Below are 17081 nucleotides of genomic sequence, written 5' to 3' on the forward strand. Positions count from 1 at the left end.
GCGCGCTTCCTCCTCCCGCAGGCGGGAGAAGGAAAGGTTCATGAAGGAAACGATCAGCTGCGATAATCGCCGTTGATAGCGACATATTCCTTCGTCAGATCGCAGGTCCACACGCGCGCGGCGCCGGAGCCGAGGCCGATGTCGACATGGATGGCGATCTCGTCGCGCTTCATGATCTGCGAGACTTCCGCCTCGTCATAGTCCGGGTCGCGCAGACCCTTATGGGCGACGCGAATGTCGCCGAACCATATGGCCAGCTTGTCGCGGTCGGCGGCCTCGCCGGATTTGCCGACCGCCATCACCACGCGGCCCCAATTGGCGTCCTCGCCGGCGACGGCCGTCTTCACCAGCGGCGAATTGGCGATGGAGAGGGCGATGCGCTTGGCCGCCTTGGCGCTCTCCGCGCCGATCACCGTCACCTCGACGAATTTGCGCGCGCCCTCGCCGTCCTTCACCACCTGATGCGCGAGATCGAGCAGAACCTCGTCCAGCGCGCGGCGGAAATCCTCGAGGCGGCGATCGCTCGCCTTCTCGATATGCGGGGCGCCGCGTTCCGCCGCCGCGCCCGTGGCGAAGAGCAGCAGCGTGTCCGAGGTGGAGGTGTCGCTGTCCACGGTGATGGCGTTGAACGAGCTCTGCACCGATTTCGAGAGCAGGCTCTGCAGAACCTCGGCGTCGATCGGCGCGTCGGTGAAGACGAAGGAGAGCATGGTCGCCATGTCCGGCGCGATCATGCCCGCGCCCTTGGCGACGCCCGCTAGGCGCACCTCGACGTCGCCGAGCTTGGCGATGCGCGTCGAGAGCTTGGGATAGGTGTCGGTGGTCATGATCGCCGAGGCCGCCTCGCGCCAAGCGTCGCCGCGCGCCTCCGTGACGAGCTTGCCCAGCACCGGCTCGAATTTCGTCGCGTCGAGCGGCTCGCCGATGACGCCCGTGGAGGCGAGGAAGACCTGCTTCTCCGGCACGCGGGCGGCTGCGGCCACGAGCTTGGCGGAGAGCTTCGTCGCCTCCTTGCCGGCCTTGCCGGTAAAGGCGTTGGCGTTGCCGGAATTGACGAGCAGCGCCCGCGCCTTGCCGCCCTCGAGCCGCGCCCGGCACCAATCGACCGGGGCCGAGGGGCATTTGGAGCGCGTGAACACGCCGGCGACCTGCGTGCCCTCGTCGAAGAGGGCGAGCATGGCGTCGGTGCGCCCGGCGTAGCGTATGCCCGCTTGCGCCACCGCGAAGCGGACGCCGGCGATCGGCGGAATGTCGGGATAGGTCTTGGGGGCGAGCGGCGAAATGGGGGCGGCCTTGGCCATGGCTCGGTATGGGTCCTGAAAGAAGTGGGAGCGAGGAGTCGGGGCGGTGAGCGGGGCTCGGCGAGCGCAGGGCGCGGCGAGCCGCGCTTCCTGCTCCCTACGCCCCGCTCACTACCGCCTCATGACTATTTCTTCTTCTCGGCCGGCTTGGCCTCGGCAGGCTTGTCGCTCGGCTTGGCTTCGGCCGCCGGCGGCTCGGTGCGCTCGATCTTGGCGCCCTGGCGCAGCTCGACGATGAGGTCCGACTGGGCCTTTTGCGCCACATAGCGGGAGACCTGGTCGCGCACCTGGTCCAGCGGCGGGAAGACTTTCGGGCGCTTCTCGTCCAGCTTGATGATATGCCAGCCGAATTGCGTCTTCACCGGATCGGAGATCTGCCCCGGCTCCAGCTTGAAGGCCGCCTCGCCGAATTCCGGCACCATGCGGTCCTTGGTGAACCAGCCGAGATCGCCGCCCTGGGCGCCCGTGTCCTTGGACAGCTCGGTCGCGACCTTGCCGAAATCCTCGCCGCCCTTCACGCGCTTTTGCGCCGCCTTGGCCTCGTCCTCGGTCGTCACCAGAATGTGATGCGCGTGGATCTCGGTCTCGGGCTTCTGATTCTTGGCGGCCTCGTCATAGGTCTTCTTGATGGCGGCCTCGGTGGCGGCGTCCTTGGAGACCTTGCCGAGCAGCGCCTCCATCAGCGCCTTGTCGCGCAAATAGGCGAGCTTCTTGGCGAAATCCGGCGTCTCGCCGAGCTTGTCGCGCTGCGCCTTCTGCACGACGAGCTGCTCGTCGATGAGGAAATCGAGAATATAATTCTCGCGCGCCTTGCCCTCCAACTGCCGCGGCAGACCCGCGCCCAGATCGTCGAGCGCGATTTTCACGTCTTCGTCGGTGATGTCGACGCCATTGACCTTGGCGAGGACCTTGGCCTGCGCCGGGGCCGCGCCCATCGCCAGCAGAGCGAGGACGCCGATCGCGGCGAGGACGCCCCGGCTGCCGAGACGCGTGGTCTTGAGGTGAGGCATGATGGTCTCCAACAAAAGAGCGACAGGCGGGGAGGCCTGTCGCGAACAGCGTTCCACTAGAGCAAGACTCCGCAAAGGGGAACACGGAAATTTGGGCGCGGAGACGAGGATCGGCGTCGTCTCTATGGAATTGGTCAAGATTATATTGCAAGGGTCGAGGGTCGCGCAACGCCGCTCGCGCCGTAGCCGGGAGGTTCTTCCGGCTCCGCTCGGGAAATCTCCGCCTGCGCGCGAGCCGGGGGAAACATCATGACTCTCGTTCCGCCGCTCGACGGCGACGCCGCGTCGGCCGCCTTCGAGCAGCGCCTCTACGCCAAGGTCACGCGGCGCGCGCTGCCGCTGCTCTTTCTCTGCTACATCCTCGCTTATCTCGATCGCGTGAATGTCGGCTTCGCCAAGCTGCAGATGGTCGGCGATCTGAAATTCAGCGAGAGCGTCTATGGGCTCGGCGCCGGCGTTTTCTTCATCGGCTATTTCCTGTTCGAGATTCCGAGCAATCTGATCCTGCATCGCGTCGGCGCGCGGCGCTGGATCGCGCGCATTCTCGTCACCTGGGGGCTGGCCTCGGCGGCGACCATGCTCGTCTCGATGCCGCTCATGTTCTACGTCATGCGCTTTCTGCTCGGCGTCGCCGAGGCCGGCTTCTTTCCCGGCGCCATCCTCTATCTCACCTATTGGTTTCCCGCCGCGCGCCGTGGCCGTATCACCGCGCTGCTGATGTTGGCGGTGCCGCTCGCCGGCGTCGTCGGCGGCCCGCTCTCGGGCTGGATATTGCAAAATCTCGACGGCGCTCACGGGCTTTCGGGGTGGCGCTGGATGTTCCTCATCGAAGGGCTCCCGTCCATTCTCGTCGGCGCGATCGTCTTTTTCGCGCTCGAGGACAATATCGAAAAAGCCGGCTGGCTGTCGGACGTCGAGAAGAGGTTGCTCGCCGATAATCTCGCCGCCGATCACGCCGCCCATGCGTCCCATTCCTTCCGCGATGCGATGCGCGACGCCAAGGTCTGGATTTTATGTCTCGTCTATTTCGGAATTGTGATGGGGCTCTATGGCGTCGGTTTCTGGCTGCCGACTCTGGTCCAGGCGACGGGCGTCAGCCGGCCGCTCGACATCGGCCTCTTGTCGGCTGCGCCCTACGCCGTCGCCAGCGTCGCCATGCTCATGGGCGGAATCAGCGCCGACAAATATCGCGAGCGCCGCTGGCATCTCGCTCTGCCTTGCGCCTTGGGCGCCGTCGGCCTCGTCGCCAGCGGGCTCTTCGCCGCCGACACGGCGACGGCGCTGATCGCGCTCACCGTGGCGAGCGCCGGCACGATGACGGCGCTACCCTTGTTCTGGAGCTGCCCGACCGCCTTTCTGCGCGGCGTCGCCGCGGCGGGCGGCATAGCGCTCATCAATTCGGTCGGAAACCTCGCGGGTTTCGCCAGCCCCTATATGGTCGGCTTCATCAAGGATCAGACGCAGCGCGCCGATTACGGGCTCTATGCGCTGGCGCTGTTCATGGCCATGAGCGCGATGCTCGTCATCATCGCCATTCCATCGCGTCTCGTCGATCGGTGATGAATACAACCCCCTCATCCTGAGGCGCTTTTTGCGAGACGCAAAAAGCCTCGAAGGATGCTCCAGAAGGCGGCGCGGTCGACCCTTCGAGACGCCGGCTTCGCCGGCTCCTCAGGGTGAGGGCGCGGTCTTGCTTTCAGCGCCGAGAATGGACGCGAAAATCGCCCGCGTCGCGCGCTGCGTCTCCACGATCTGCGCCTCGAGATGGGAGATATCCACCGCCTCGCCGCCGCGCAGCAGCAGCTCGACGAGGCCGCGCGGCGCATGCGCCGGATCGAAATCATTGTCGATCGAAAGCCGCAGCAATTGCGTGAGGCTCTGATAGAGGCGCGCGGCTTCGATCAATGTCGCCGCTTCATTCGGGTCCAATAGGGAGAAATCGGAAAGACGCTCCAGCGCCGTCGATGTCATCGTCGAGAGGCAAGCTGGATGCGCGTTCGCATGGCGAAGCTGCAAATATTGCGCGATGAACTCCACATCGATCAGCCCGCCCGGCGCCTGTTTCAAATCCCAAAGGCTCTTCGCCGGCTTGTCGCGCTCGAGACGGGCGCGCATATCGGCGACATCCTGGCGCAGCTTTTCGACGTCGCGCGGACGCGTCAGCGCGGCGCTTATCGCTTCTTCGACGATCGTCGCGAAATCGCTCGGCCCGGCGACGACGCGCGCGCGCGTCAGCGCCATATGCTCCCAGCTCCACGCCTCATGCGCGTGATAATCCTCGAAGGCCTTCAGGCTCACCGCCAGCGGCCCCTTGCTGCCGGACGGCCGCAGGCGAAAATCGACCTCATAGAGCAGGCCCTGCGCCATTGGCGCAGACAGCGCGGAAATGAGCCGCTGCGTCAGCCGCGCATAATAGGCCGGCGTCGCGAGCGGGCGCTCGCCATTAGATTCCGCGTGCGGATCGGCGTCATAGAGCAGCATGAGATCGAGATCGGAAGCGGCGGTCATCTCGCGTCCGCCGAGCTTGCCCAGCGCGACGACGCAAGCGCGGCCGCCTGCGATGCGTCCATGCGCGCGCGAGAGCTCCGCCTCGACGCGCGGCAGCAGAGCGGCGATGAGGCGTTCGGCGAGTCGCGCATAGGCGAGGCCGGCCTCCGCCACAGAGAGCGCGCCGGTCAGAACGCGCACGCCGATGAGAAATTTCTGCTCCTGTCCGAAGACGCGCGCGGCGTCGAGCGCCTCCTCATATGAGCGCGTTTCCGCGAGGCTGCGCGTGAGCGCTGCGGCGAGCTCGGCTTCATCGGGCAAATGCTCGAAAAAGGCGGGCTCCAGCACGGCGTCGAGCACGCGCGGGCGCCGCGAGATGGTGGCGGCGAGCTTGGGCGCGGCGCCGGTGATCGCCGTCAGCAGAGACAGCAGCGTCGGATTGGCGAGGAGCACGGAAAACAATTGCACGCCGGCCGGAAGCCCGGCGAGCAATTTGTCGAAAGCGAGAAAGGCCTGATCGGCGTTCTCCGTCGCGGCGAGCGCCTCCAGCAGCGCCGGCGTCAGCTCGGTCAGGCGCTCGCGCGCCTTGGTGGAGCGCGTCGCGGCGTAGCGGCCGAAATGCCAGCCGCGTATCGTCTCCGTCACTGTCTTGGGATGCGCGAAGCCGAGACGCGACAGCGTTTCGAGCGTGCCGGGATCGTCCTCGCCGCCGGTGAAGACGAGATTGCCTGTTTGCGACGAAAGCTGCGGCGCGCTCTCGAAGAGATGCGAATAATGGCTCTGCACTGTCTCGAGATGCGCGACCAGCTCCTGCGTGAAATCCTCGAGCGTGGCGAAGCCGGCCTTGCGCGCGATGCGCAGCGCCTCTTTCTCGTCGCGCGGCAGAACATGAGTCTGCTTGTCGGCGACCATTTGAATGCGATGCTCGATATCGCGCAGAAAGACGTATGCCGCGCGCAGCTCGTCGCGCACGCGCGGCTCGATCCATCCATTGGCGAGGAGCGCGTCCAGCGTCTCCAATGTCGCGCGGCCGCGCAGAGCGGGATTGCGCCCGCCGGTGATGAGCTGCTGCGTCTGCGCGAAAAACTCGATCTCGCGAATGCCGCCGCGGCCGAGCTTGAGATCATGCCCCAGCGCGGCGATCTCGCCATGGCCTTTGAAGGCGTGAATCTGCCGCTTGATCGAATGCACGTCGGCGATGGCGGCGAAATCGAAATTCTTGCGCCAGACGAAGGGCGAAAGCTCTTTCAGAAAAGCCTCGCCGGCCGGAATGTCCCCGGCCGCCGCGCGCGCCTTGATGAAGGCGGCGCGTTCCCAATTCTGGCCCATGCTCTCATAGTAAGAGAAGGCCGCCTCGAGCGGTATGGCGATGGGCGTCGCGCCGGGGTCGGGACGTAGGCGCAGATCGACGCGGAACACATAGCCGTCGGGCGTGATCTCCGAGAGAATGCGCACCACGCGCTTCGTCATTTTGACGAAGAGATCGACATCCTCGCTCGGCTGCGCGACGCGCGCCCGGGCGCGGTCGAAGAGCACGATGATGTCTATGTCGGAAGAGTAGTTGAGCTCATAGGCGCCTTCCTTGCCCATGGCGAGGAATATCCAGCCGCAGCCGCGCTCGGGGCTGCGCTGGTCATAGAGCTCGAGCTTGCCGGCGGCCGAAGCCTCGCGCAGCGTGAAGGCGATCGCCGCAGAAAGCGCGGCGTCGGCGAGGCGCGTGAGCGCATCGGTCGCCCGCATCGTGTCCCAGGCTTTGGAGAGATCGGCGAGCGCGACCAGCAGCGCGCCCTCCTGCTTGGCGCGGCGCAATGCGCGCATCAGCTCGGCTTCGTCCGCGACGCCTTTGGCGGCGTTGCGTGTGGCCTCAACGAGCCGCGCGAGGCTGGCGTCGGGGTCGTCCGTGAGCAGACGCGCGAGCCGAGCGGGATCACGGGCGGAGAGATCGGTGAGAAAAGGCGAGGAGCCGAGGACGCCTTCGAGCAGCGGCTGCGCGCCTGCTTGCGCCGCGAGGGTGGCGGCGAGCGCGCCATCAGCGTCCCGCTCCAGCACGCGCGCCAGCGCGGCCTCGGCTCGAGCGCGGTCGATCGGCTCGATGATGCGGAGGGCGCGGGAGAGTAGGGAGCGAGCGGAATTCGTCTGCGTCATTTTTTCGTCCGTCGCCAGCGCGCCCTTCCTTCTCCCGCCAAAGGGAGAAGCGGCTGTCTTGGTGTCAAGCGGTTTTTGATCGCCATGGCTGGCCGTCCCGAATGATGGCGTCGAGGAAGATAGCTTTCGGGGAATCGGCTCGAGAGCTTCGATCAAAGAATAGGACGCCGTATCAAAAAGAAACAATTCCTCAAGCGTCGCCATTCGCCTCATGTCGCCTCTGGCGTTCTCGCCCGCGCGGGATTACATTGCTTTCGCGGCGCTGCGGGGTGCGTGACGGACTTTAATTCCCCGGGGCCTTATCGATCTCTAAGGGAGCTGTCCCTGGCCTTGCCCGTGGGCTCGGTCACTACGGCGCCCACCTACGTTGTAGGTTCCCGGGATCGATGTCCCACGGCTCACGCGGCCCGCGCTTTCGACAATCGGACGAAACAACGCCCCAATGACCGTCGACGCCAAGACCGAACTGCGCCGGCGGACGCTCTCCCGCCGCGATCTCGTCTCTCATGAGGAAGCCCACGCCGCCTCGCTCGCCGTCGCCGAGCGCGCGCTGACGCTGGTGCGCCGATTCGCGCCCCGCGCCGAAGCGACCGGCGACGTCGTCTCCGTCTATTGGCCGATCCGCAGCGAGCTGAACACGCGCCCGCTGCTGGAGACGCTGGCGGCGGCGAAGATCGCCACCGCTCTGCCGGTGATGACGGCGGTGAAGCGCCCGCTGATCTTCCGCGCCTTCACGCCCGGCGACGATCTGGTGAAAGGCCCCTGCGGCCTCTCCGAGCCGGCCGAGACACAGCCCGCCTTCGACCCCGACATCGTCTTCTCGCCGCTCGCCGCCTTCGACCGCAAGGGCTATCGGCTGGGCTATGGCGGCGGCATCTATGACGCGACGCTCGCACAGCTGCGCGCCAAGAAGCGCATCGTCGCCGTCGGCGTCGCCTACGCCTGCCAGGAGACCGATTCCGTGCCGACCGAGCCGCACGATCAGAAGCTGGATTTTCTGCTGACGGAGCGGGAGCTGATCGCGTTTTCGTGAGGCGCGGCGTCGACGCGCGCGGCCGAATCTCGACGCGAAGGAATCTCGCGCCGAGATTCTGCGAATGACTTCGCGCTCGTCACATTCCCCATTTCTTCACGAACCAGCTCTTCACCAAATGCGCCAGCACCGAATAGCAGATCAGAAATGAGAAAATCGCCGGCCAATAGAGCGGCGGCAATGGCGTGAAGCCGAAGACGCCGGCGATCGGCGAAAAAGGAAGCGCCGCGCCGATGAGGCAGATGACGAGCGTCGTCAGCAGCAGCGCATTGCTCGCGCGGCTCTCGATGAAGGGTATTCGAGCCGTGCGGATGATATGGATGATGAGCGTCTGCGTCAGCAGCGATTCGACGAACCAGCCGCTCTGAAACAGCGCCGGATCGGCCAAGGCGCCGAAGCCGTAGATCATCAGCGCGAAGGTCGCATAATCGAAGATCGAGCTGATCGGCCCGATGAAGAGCACGAATTTTGCGATATTGTCTATGTCCCAGCGGCGCGGCCGTGCGAGATATTCCTCGTCCACATTGTCGGTTGGGATCGCCGTCTGCGAGAAATCATAGAGCAGATTATTGGTGACGACCTGGATCGGCGTCATCGGCAAAAAGGGCAGGAACACGCTCGCGCCGAGCACGCTGAACATATTGCCGAAGTTGGAGCTCGCGCCCATCTTGATATATTTGGTGATGTTGGCGAAGACCTTGCGGCCCTCGATCACGCCGTCGCCGAGCACGGCGAGGCTCTTCTCGAGCAGGATGATATCGGCCGTCTCCTTGGCGACGTCGACCGCCGTGTCGACGGAAATGCCGACATCGGCCGCCTTCAGCGCCGGTCCGTCATTGATGCCGTCGCCGAGATAGCCGACCACATGGCCCTTGCGATGCAGCGCGTCGATGACGCGCGCCTTTTGCGGCGGCGACAGCTTGGCGAAAACGCTCGCCTCGGCCGCCAGCGTCGACAGCTCCTCGTCGCCCATCGACTCGATCTGCGACCCCAATGCGATGCGGCCGACCTCGAGCCCGACATCCTTGCAGATCTTGCGCGTCACAATGTCATTGTCGCCGGTCAATATCTTCACCGCGACGCCGGCTTTGGCGAGGGCGGCTATGGCCGGCGCCGCGCTCTCCTTGGGCGGATCGAGAAAGGCGATATAGCCCAGCAGCGTCAGCTCGCTCTCATCGGCGATGGAAAAGCTCGCCTGCTCTTGCGGCAGCTGCTTATAGGCGACGGCGACGACGCGAAAGCCGTCTGCGTTCAGCTCTTCCATCTCGCGCCGCGCCGCCTCGAGATGCGAGGGATCGAGCGCGCCGCAATCGGCGGTCGTCTCATAGCGCGACGAGATCGCGAAGAGCTCCTCCACCGCGCCTTTGCAAATGAGAAGATGCGGGCCGTCGTCGCGGCGCACCACGACGGAGAGGCGACGCCGCTCGAAATCGAAAGGGATCTCGTCGATCTTCTCGAATTGATGATCGGGCCGCAGCTCCTGCGCCAATTCGTGATGCTCGAGCACGGCGCGATCGAGCAGATTTTTCAGCCCCGATTGAAAATGGCTGTTGAGGAAGGCGAATTCGAGAACGCGATCGGAATCCTCGCCGAATATGTCGAGATGGCGCTTCAATATGATGCGGTCCTGCGTCAGCGTGCCGGTCTTGTCGGTGCAGAGCACATCCATCGCGCCGAAATTCTGGATGGAGACGAGCCGCTTCACGATCACCTTCTTGCGCGCTATGGCGATCGCACCCTTGGCGAGATTGACGGTGACGATCATCGGCAGCATTTCGGGCGCCAGCCCCACGGCGACGGAGACCGCGAAAAGCAACGCCTGCAGCCAATCGCCTTTCGTCACGCCATTGATGAGGAAAACCGCCGGCGCCATCACAGCCATGAACAAGACCATCAGCAGGGTGAAGCGCGTCACGCCTTTGTCGAAGCTCGTCTCGACGCGCGCGCCGGCCATTTTGTCGGCGAGCGCGCCGAGGCATGTGCGCCGCCCCGTCTCGACGACGATAGCCGTCGCATAGCCGCTGACCACATTGGCGCCCATCAGCGCGAGATTTTGCGCGGCGAAAGGATCGCTCGTCGGCGCCGCATGCGCGAATTTCTCCACCGGCATGGATTCGCCGGTCAGCGCCGATTGATTGACGAAGAGATCCTTGGCCTCCAGCAGGCGCAGATCGGCGGGGATCATGTCGCCGGCCGAGAGGCGCACGATATCGCCCGGCGCGAGCCGCTCGATCGGCTCCTCGACGAAATTATCCGCCGTATGCGCGCCCGGCCGGCGCACGGAGGCGTGCGTGCGCACCATCGCCTGCAGACGTGCGGCGGCCTCATTGGAGCGGTGCTCCTGGAAGAAGGCGAGGCCGACGCTCAGCACGACCATAGCGGCGATGACGACCGAAGCGCGCAGATCGCCGAGCGCGTAAGAGGCGACGGCGAGGGCGAGCAGCAGCGCGTTGAGCGGATTTTTTGCGCGACCGGCGAGCTCGCGCAGCAGGCCGGGGCGCCGCTCATGGGCGATGCGGTTGAGTCCGACGCGCCGCAGCCGATGCGCCGCCTCGCGCACGCTGAGCCCTGCGCGCGAGCTGCGCAGGGAGGCGAGAACCGCCTCGGCGTCGGGCCGGGCCGCGCGCAGCAGCGCATCGTCGAGCCGCTTCTCGTGCAGGAGGCGCGTCGCCGAAAATCGATGGTTCATCTCTTGCAAATTCCAGAGTCGGGCGGGGAGCGGAAGAAGCGAGGCTGTCTCATCGCGGGCCGGCGAAGGCTCGCGGCATTGCTTCGCTATCAAGCTCAGGTCACGCTTTTTTAACCATGACGAGGCTAGCAAATTCACAAGGCGCCGTCCTCACCTCGCGCGCGTCGCGCCCCAAGGCGCGCGACCTCCTGGATCGTTCCGATATGGGACAAGCGATGACCGAGGCCGCGGCGGCGGCGCAGCAGCCCCGCTGGACATTGAACTATCCGCGGCTGCTCGAGGCGCTGTTCTGGATCACCTCCTTTTCCGGCTCGGTGGTGTTCATCGAGCCCTCGCCCTATGACGGGCTCATTCTGCTGACGCTCATCGTCTGGGTGCTCGGCGGCGTTCGCATCCATCGCGCCGTTCTGCCGGGCGTCGCCCTGCTCATGCTGTGGACGCTCGGCGGCTACATCTCGCTCATTCCCTATTGGAACGAGCCCGATCCCGTCGACTTCATGACGCATACGCTGTTCATCTCGACGACCGGCGTCTTCTATATGCTGTTCTTCTCGGAGAACACGTCGCGGCGCTTCGATCTGTGCATGAGCGGCTATGCCGCGAGCTGCATGCTCGCGGCCGTCATCGCCGTCGGCTCCTGGGCCGGCCTTTTCGGCGATCCGACGACGATGACGCTCGACGGGCGCGCCATGGCGCCTTTCAAGGACCCCAATGTGCTCGGCTCCTATATGGTGCCGGGCGTGCTCTATTTCGTGCAGCGTCTGCTGCTCGGCCGCTGGGCCTATTGGCCGGTGACGCTCGCCGGCCTCGCGCTGTCGGGCGCGGCGCTGTTCACCTCCTTCTCGCGCGGCTCCTGGGGCGCGGCGGTGGTCTCCATCGCGCTGATGACCATCATGTCGGTGATGACCGCCGATTCGCGCAAGATGCGCCTGCGCATCGGCTTCATGGCGCTCGCCGTCGTCGGCGTCGTCGTGGTGGGCGTCGGCGCGGCGCTCACAGAGCCCTCGGTGCGCGAGTTCTTCTTCAAGCGCGCGTCCGCGACGCAGGATTACGACGAAGGCCCGACCGGCCGTTTCGGCAATCAGAAGCGTTCGCTGCCCATGCTGGTGGAACGGCCCAACGGCATGGGTCCGCTGCGCTTTCGCCTCACCTTCGGCCTCGAGCCGCACAACAGCTACATCAACGCCTTCGCCTCCAATGGCTGGCTCGGCGGCTTCGCCTTTCTCGGATTGGTGCTGACGACGACCTTCGTCGGCTTCCGCCTGTCGCTGAAGCGCTCGCCCTATCTGCGGCATGGGCAGCTCATCTGGTCGGCGATGTTCGTGTTCTTTCTGCAGGCGCTGCAGATCGACATCGACCATTGGCGCTATTTCTTCATCTATCTCGGCGCCGTCTGGGGCCTCGAGGTCGGCCGCGTGAAATGGGCCGAGCGCAACGCGTCTACGGCTCGAAGCGAAGCCCGCCCATGATGACATTGGCGGTGAAGTTGGAATTCGCCGTCGAGCTGACGAGACGCTGCCAGAAATAGCTGCCTTTGATCGAGATGGAGCGGGTGAGCTTGTATTCGAGCTTCACGCCCGCCGTGCCGACCTGCTCGAACGTGTCCGCGCCCTGGTAGTTGTTGGTCTGGTAGCTGCCGGTGGCGGTGATGGTGAAGTTGCGGAACATCGCATGCGTCACATCGAATGTGACATTGCGCGAGAGCACGCCGGCCGCGCCTTGCAGCGTCGTCTCGGAGAGCGTCGTTCCGGCGCGCAGCGTCACCGTGGTGAGCGGCGTCGCCGTGTAGATGATGGCGGCGTCGATGAGCGGCCCGCGCAGGCGCGGCAGGCGCGGATCGGCGTAATCGCGCTGCGCATAGCCGCCGGAGGCTTCGCCGGTGACGAGATCGGTGATCTTGAATGTCGTGCCGGCGCGGCCGGAGACGCCCGTGCTGTCGCGCGCATAGCCGTAAGGATCGAGCCAGCTGTCGTGAACGCGCTTGTCGAGCGTCGCCTCGAGATAGGGCTTCATCGACGGCGTGAGCTCATAGGAGATGCGCGGATTGATCCCCGGATCATTATAGCTCGTGCTCATCAGATTGAGCGTCGAGCCGTCGTTGTAATAAGCGTTCTGGAATATCCAGCGATCGAAGGTTCCGCGCATCGTCACATCGAGCCGGCCGAAGCTCTGCGTCACGCCGGCCGCCGTTCCCAGCGAGACGATGAGCGGCCGATTGACGACGGTGACATTGGGCAGGCTGGTGACGAGGCCGGGCGCGCCCGGGCGCTGCGAATCGAGCGTGAACTTGCCCTCGAGCTTCACCTTGGTGTCGCGGGCGACATCCCAGCGATAGAAGACATCGCCGACGCCATCGGGGCGATCGGCGTTGTCGACGCTGAAATAATCCACATAGCCGAGCCGCAGATTCCCTTGAATCTCGTCTCGGCTCCATTCCGAGCGCAACCGCAGGCCGGCGTCGATGCGGAAATATTTCGAGCCCTGGTAGCCGGAGGTCAGGCGATTCGGGTTGGTGTCATAGCCATAGGTCGGCTCGGCGTAGGGGTAGAGCCGCAGCGAGCCGACGCCGAGGCCGAGCGGCGCATAGGGATTGGGGTCGACGAGCGGCTTCGGCTTCGCCGGAATTTGCGCGGGAAGCGCGACATTGGGCGGCGGCGGCCGCTCGGCCGGCAAGTCCAGCGCGCCGCGAAAGCCGCGCATGCGCAGCCGGGCCTGGCGCTTGATCTTCTCCTTGGCCTGGATCGAGGTCTTATAGGCCTCGAGCGGCGGCAGCGGATGCGCGGGGGAGAGCGGCGGCGGCTTCAAAGGCGCCGGCGGCGGATTGGGCTTGGGCAGGCGCGCGCGCACGCGCGGCAATCCGTAATTGGGCGCGCCGGAGGGAAGATCCGGGGCGGCGCGGCGCTCCTGCGTCATCGGCTGCAAGACCGAGGGCGGCGCGGCCTCCGGCCCCGGTATGGAGGGAACGGTCGGCAGATCGCGCAGCGGGGTGATGTCGAGCGAGGAGGGCGAGAGCGTCTGGCCCTCGGCGGAACGCAGAGGCGCCACCGCCGCCGGCGCAGCCAGCGACAGGGCGATCAGCGTCGTTGCCGCGGCGCGGCTCTGAAACTTGGCGGAAGCCACTCGTTCCCTCGCGCGGACGCCCGGTCGAAGCGGGCGCGATGGAAACGAGCGTTAAGGAGTTATGGTTAACGGAGGCTTACCAGCGAAGCTCGAGACCCTGGCCTCAATCGCCCAGCGCGGCCATATAGAGCTCGAGAATCTCTTCCTCTTCCGCGCGCTTATGCTTGTCCTGGCGGCGCAGCGAGACGATCTTGCGCATGATCTTGGGGTCGAAGCCGGTGCTTTTGGCCTCGCCATAGACGTCCTTGATATCGTCGGCGATGGCGCGCTTCTCCTCCTCGAGCCGCTCTATGCGCTCGATGAAGGAGCGCAAATGCCCCCCATTCACCTCGCCGGTCGGATCGATCCCGGCGCTGGCCTCCATCTCTCGGGCGGCGACCCTGTTGCTGGCCATGATCTTCTCCTAAAGGCTCGGGGGAACTTCGGCGCTCTGGCGAAGTCGCGCGGCGTTCGGTTCCGAGCGTCCGCGTCCGTCCAGGCGCCCATCCAGGACGAAGGCGAGGCATGCCAAGCCGCGGACGTCGCCGTCAAGCGCGCGCGCAAATAATCCCCGCTTTCCTCCCGTCCGAGCTTGACGCCCGCCCCCGCGCCCCCGACATCAAGCCCGCAAAACCCGAAAAAAGGGGAGAGGATCCGCAAATGTACGACGCCGGCGGCGACGGCCGCCTCTATCCCGTCTCGCCGGGCCTGCCGCCGCGGGAGGCGCTGGCCGGCGTGCGCACGCGCCGCGTTCTCGCCCTCTGCCTCGATTTTTTCGCCGTGGCGCTGCTGTCGGCGGCGCTGTGGCTCGGATTGCTGGTGCTGAGCTTCGGCCTCTCGGCCTTTCTGCTGCCGCCGCTGTTTCCGCTGGTGGCCTTCTTCTACAACGGCCTCACCGTCTCCGGCTGGCGGCGGGCGACGCCGGGCATGCGCGCCATGGACCTCGAGGTGCGGCTCGCCAATGGCGCGCCGGCGCCCTTCCTCAACGCGGCCGTCCAGGGCGTGCTCTTTTACGTGAGCTGGCTGTTCCCGCCGCTGCTGCTCGTCACCTTCATCACCTCGGACAAGCGTTGCCTGCACGACATTCTCGCCGACGTCATCGTTTTGCGCCGCGCCGATTGAGGAGCGAAGCGAAAAAATCTTGGCGCGCCGCGGGCGTCGATTCTAATATCCCGGTCTGTCCGCGCTGGAAGGCGTCGGAGCGTGCGGTATATCGATTTCGGCGACAGGACCAGACAGCGTGACGAGAGAGCCCCGCGACGCGCCGCAATTCTATCTCACCTCGCCGGCGCCGTGCCCCTATCTCCCGGGGCGCGACGAGCGCAAGGTCTTTACCCATTTGATCGGCCGGCGCGCGCCGGCGCTCAACGACACTTTGACGCAATCGGGCTTCCGCCGCTCGCAGACCATCGCCTATCGGCCGGCCTGCGAGACCTGCCGGTCCTGCGTCTCGGTGCGCGTGAAGGTCGAAGAGTTCCAGCAATCCAAGGGCTTGCGCCGGGTGGCGCGGCGCAACGCCGATCTCTTCGCCGAGGCCCGCCGCCCCCATGCGGCGAGCGAGCAATATGCGCTGTTCCGCGCCTATGTGGGCGCGCGGCACAATGACGGCGGCATGGCCGATATGAGCATGGTCGACTATCAGATGATGGTCGAGGACAGCCATGTCGAGACGCGGCTGATCGAATATCGCATGCCCGCCGAGAATGGCGGTCCGGGCCGGCTGGTCGCCTGCTGCCTGACCGACTATCTCGCCGACGGCCTGTCGATGGTCTATTCCTTCTACGATCCATCGATGGACGAGCGCTCGATCGGCGCCTTCATGATTCTCGACCATGTGGAGCGGGTGCGCCGCGCCGCGCTGCCACATCTCTATCTCGGCTATTGGGTCGATGGCTCCCGCAAAATGGCCTATAAGGCCCGCTTCCTGCCGCAGGAGCGGCTGGGCATGGACGGCTGGAAGCGCGTCGGCTGATTCGTTTCCCGCCGCTTTCCTGAAGGCCAGATGAACGAAGCGGCCATGCGCCGTTCAGCTTCCTCCGATTAACCTTTGCTTCGTCATCGGGAATTGCCGGCTGGCGCTCGGCGCGGCCGAAGGAAGCGAAGGAGAGCGTCCATGGGCGCGAAAATCACGAAAATCGCCGCACTCGCGGTCGCCGGCGCCATCGCTGCGACGACCATCGGCGCCGCCACTCCGGCTCTCGCCGACGGCTGGGGCCACGGCGGCGGTTGGGGCCATGGCGGCTGGGGCCGTCCGGGCTGGGGCTATGGCGGCTACGGCTGGCGCGGCGGCCATCGCGGCTATGGCTGGGGCGCTCCGGTCGCGGCCGGCGTGCTCGGCGCTCTGGCGGTCGGCGCGATCGCCGGCGCCGCCGCGCAGCCCCATTACGGCTACTACGGCTATGGCGGCTGCTATCCGGCCAATCAGCCCGTCCTCGACGATTGGGGCAATGTCGTCGCCTATCGCCGCGTGCAGGTCTGCAACTGATTCGAGCCTGAGATTTCTTTGAATTCGGCGCCCGGTCAGCCAGGGGCGCCGATGCCCGCCGCCGCCTCCCCGCCCCCCTCTCGCGCGACGGCGAGTATAGGCCTCCCGGACTCCCCTCCGGGAGGCCTTTTTCGTCACAGACGGCGCAGCGTCAGCGCCTTGCCTTCCTTGGCGTCGCGGCGCCAGAGCCCGTCGGCCTCGAGGTCGAAATGCGCCTTATGGCCCTTGCGGGCGGTGAGCGCGAGGCGGCCGCGCTCCATCGACCAGCCCACCGGATCGAAGATGACGACGCCTTGGTCGCGGCAGGCAGGCGCCAGCTGGGCGCGGAAGCCGCCCGGCCCATGGGCGCGATCGTCGAGCGTGAGCATGCAGCCCGTGTCCTTGTCGCCGGCGCGAAGGATCGCATAGCGGCCGGCGACGCTGGGCGCGGCCGCTGTCGCGGGCGCGGCCTCTAGGGCGGCGAACGTCAGGCCGACAAAGGCGAGAAGCTTCGCAGAACGATGAAAAAGCGACATGGAAGGCTCCAAGGAGCATTGAGAATCGAGGAAGAATATTGCCCTGCGCGGGCCTTTCGACAAAGCCTCGAGGCGAAAAAAACCGCGCGCGACGCTATCGGAACCCGCACGCTTTTCTCAGAACTCTTCCCCACATGCCGGTCGCGAGGCGGAGCGCGCCGAAGCGTCGGCGGTCGATCTGTCGAGAATTTTCATGCGCGTTTCCAAAAGTTCTGCCGCTTCCGATATTTGCCGGAGGCGTGTTAACGAATTGCTCTATCTCGGCCATTGGCCGGCCGTCGCGGCGCGACAATTCGACCGCCGCGCCGCGCGACTCT

Annotated in this window: 13 protein-coding genes and 1 other RNA gene; 7 read left to right on the forward strand and 7 right to left on the reverse strand. The window is 65.8% G+C overall.

Annotation, left to right across the window (positions count from 1 at the left end; all coding sequences use genetic code 11):
• Nucleotides 1–53: 53 nt before the first annotated feature.
• Both argJ and ACT53T_RS14020 read right to left on the reverse strand, forming a co-directional pair.
• Entirely contained in the window at nt 54–1301 is a 1248-nt protein-coding gene (gene argJ / locus ACT53T_RS14015) for a bifunctional glutamate N-acetyltransferase/amino-acid acetyltransferase ArgJ (RefSeq protein ID WP_476161674.1), read from the reverse strand.
• A gap of 125 nt (nt 1302–1426) precedes the next feature.
• On the reverse strand, nt 1427–2311 hold the full coding sequence (locus ACT53T_RS14020; protein WP_476161675.1) for a peptidylprolyl isomerase: 885 nt from the start codon (nt 2309–2311) through the stop codon (nt 1427–1429).
• 249 nt (nt 2312–2560) lie between these two features.
• Between ACT53T_RS14020 and ACT53T_RS14025 the strand changes: the two genes are divergently transcribed.
• Nucleotides 2561–3871 (forward strand): MFS transporter, encoded by a 1311-nt coding sequence (locus ACT53T_RS14025; RefSeq protein WP_476161676.1) that lies wholly within the window; start codon nt 2561–2563, stop codon nt 3869–3871.
• Between the two features lie 111 nt (nt 3872–3982).
• Here ACT53T_RS14025 and ACT53T_RS14030 read toward each other — a convergent pair whose 3' ends face one another.
• Nucleotides 3983–6943: a bifunctional [glutamine synthetase] adenylyltransferase/[glutamine synthetase]-adenylyl-L-tyrosine phosphorylase gene (locus ACT53T_RS14030; protein ID WP_476161677.1), complete on the reverse strand. Its 2961-nt coding sequence runs from the start codon at nt 6941–6943 to the stop codon at nt 3983–3985.
• Nucleotides 6944–7199: 256 nt separating this feature from the next.
• Here ACT53T_RS14030 and ssrS point away from each other — a divergent pair.
• Nucleotides 7200–7355, forward strand: a non-coding RNA gene (gene ssrS / locus ACT53T_RS14035) — 6S RNA.
• A 30-nt stretch (nt 7356–7385) separates the two neighbouring features.
• Nucleotides 7386–7976, forward strand: a complete 591-nt coding sequence (locus ACT53T_RS14040) for a 5-formyltetrahydrofolate cyclo-ligase (RefSeq protein WP_476161678.1) — start codon at nt 7386–7388, stop codon at nt 7974–7976.
• Nucleotides 7977–8055: 79 nt separating this feature from the next.
• Here ACT53T_RS14040 and mgtA read toward each other — a convergent pair whose 3' ends face one another.
• Entirely contained in the window at nt 8056–10665 is a 2610-nt protein-coding gene (mgtA, locus tag ACT53T_RS14045) for a magnesium-translocating P-type ATPase (protein ID WP_476161679.1), read from the reverse strand.
• Nucleotides 10666–10868: 203 nt separating this feature from the next.
• On the opposite strand from mgtA, the gene ACT53T_RS14050 reads away from it, so the two are divergent.
• Nucleotides 10869–12134 (forward strand): O-antigen ligase family protein, encoded by a 1266-nt coding sequence (locus ACT53T_RS14050; protein ID WP_476161680.1) that lies wholly within the window; start codon nt 10869–10871, stop codon nt 12132–12134.
• Here ACT53T_RS14050 and ACT53T_RS14055 read toward each other — a convergent pair.
• Nucleotides 12106–13785 carry an outer membrane beta-barrel protein gene (locus ACT53T_RS14055; protein ID WP_476161681.1) on the reverse strand — a complete coding sequence of 560 codons (1680 nt, stop codon included), beginning with the start codon at nt 13783–13785 and terminating at the stop codon, nt 12106–12108. The genes ACT53T_RS14050 and ACT53T_RS14055 overlap by 29 nt on opposite strands.
• A gap of 103 nt (nt 13786–13888) precedes the next feature.
• Complete coding sequence (locus ACT53T_RS14060) at nt 13889–14149, reverse strand: DUF2312 domain-containing protein (protein WP_018266579.1); 261 nt, start codon at nt 14147–14149, stop codon at nt 13889–13891.
• Nucleotides 14150–14424: 275 nt separating this feature from the next.
• On the opposite strand from ACT53T_RS14060, the gene ACT53T_RS14065 reads away from it, so the two are divergent.
• From ACT53T_RS14065 to ACT53T_RS14075, 3 genes are all read left to right on the forward strand, one after another.
• Nucleotides 14425–14886 carry an RDD family protein gene (locus tag ACT53T_RS14065; RefSeq protein ID WP_476161682.1) on the forward strand — a complete coding sequence of 154 codons (462 nt, stop codon included), beginning with the start codon at nt 14425–14427 and terminating at the stop codon, nt 14884–14886.
• A gap of 118 nt (nt 14887–15004) precedes the next feature.
• The gene (locus ACT53T_RS14070) at nt 15005–15736 is read left to right on the forward strand and encodes an arginyltransferase (RefSeq protein WP_476161683.1); all 732 of its coding nucleotides are present in this window, start codon (nt 15005–15007) and stop codon (nt 15734–15736) included.
• Between the two features lie 141 nt (nt 15737–15877).
• Complete coding sequence (locus ACT53T_RS14075; RefSeq protein ID WP_476161684.1) at nt 15878–16249, forward strand: hypothetical protein; 372 nt, start codon at nt 15878–15880, stop codon at nt 16247–16249.
• A 134-nt stretch (nt 16250–16383) separates the two neighbouring features.
• Here ACT53T_RS14075 and ACT53T_RS14080 read toward each other — a convergent pair whose 3' ends face one another.
• Nucleotides 16384–16764, reverse strand: coding sequence for an AprI/Inh family metalloprotease inhibitor (locus ACT53T_RS14080; RefSeq protein WP_400769623.1), 381 nt, complete (start codon nt 16762–16764; stop codon nt 16384–16386).
• Between the last annotated feature and the right edge of the window lie 317 nt (nt 16765–17081).

This window comes from Methylosinus sp. DMC45, from assembly GCF_056313885.1.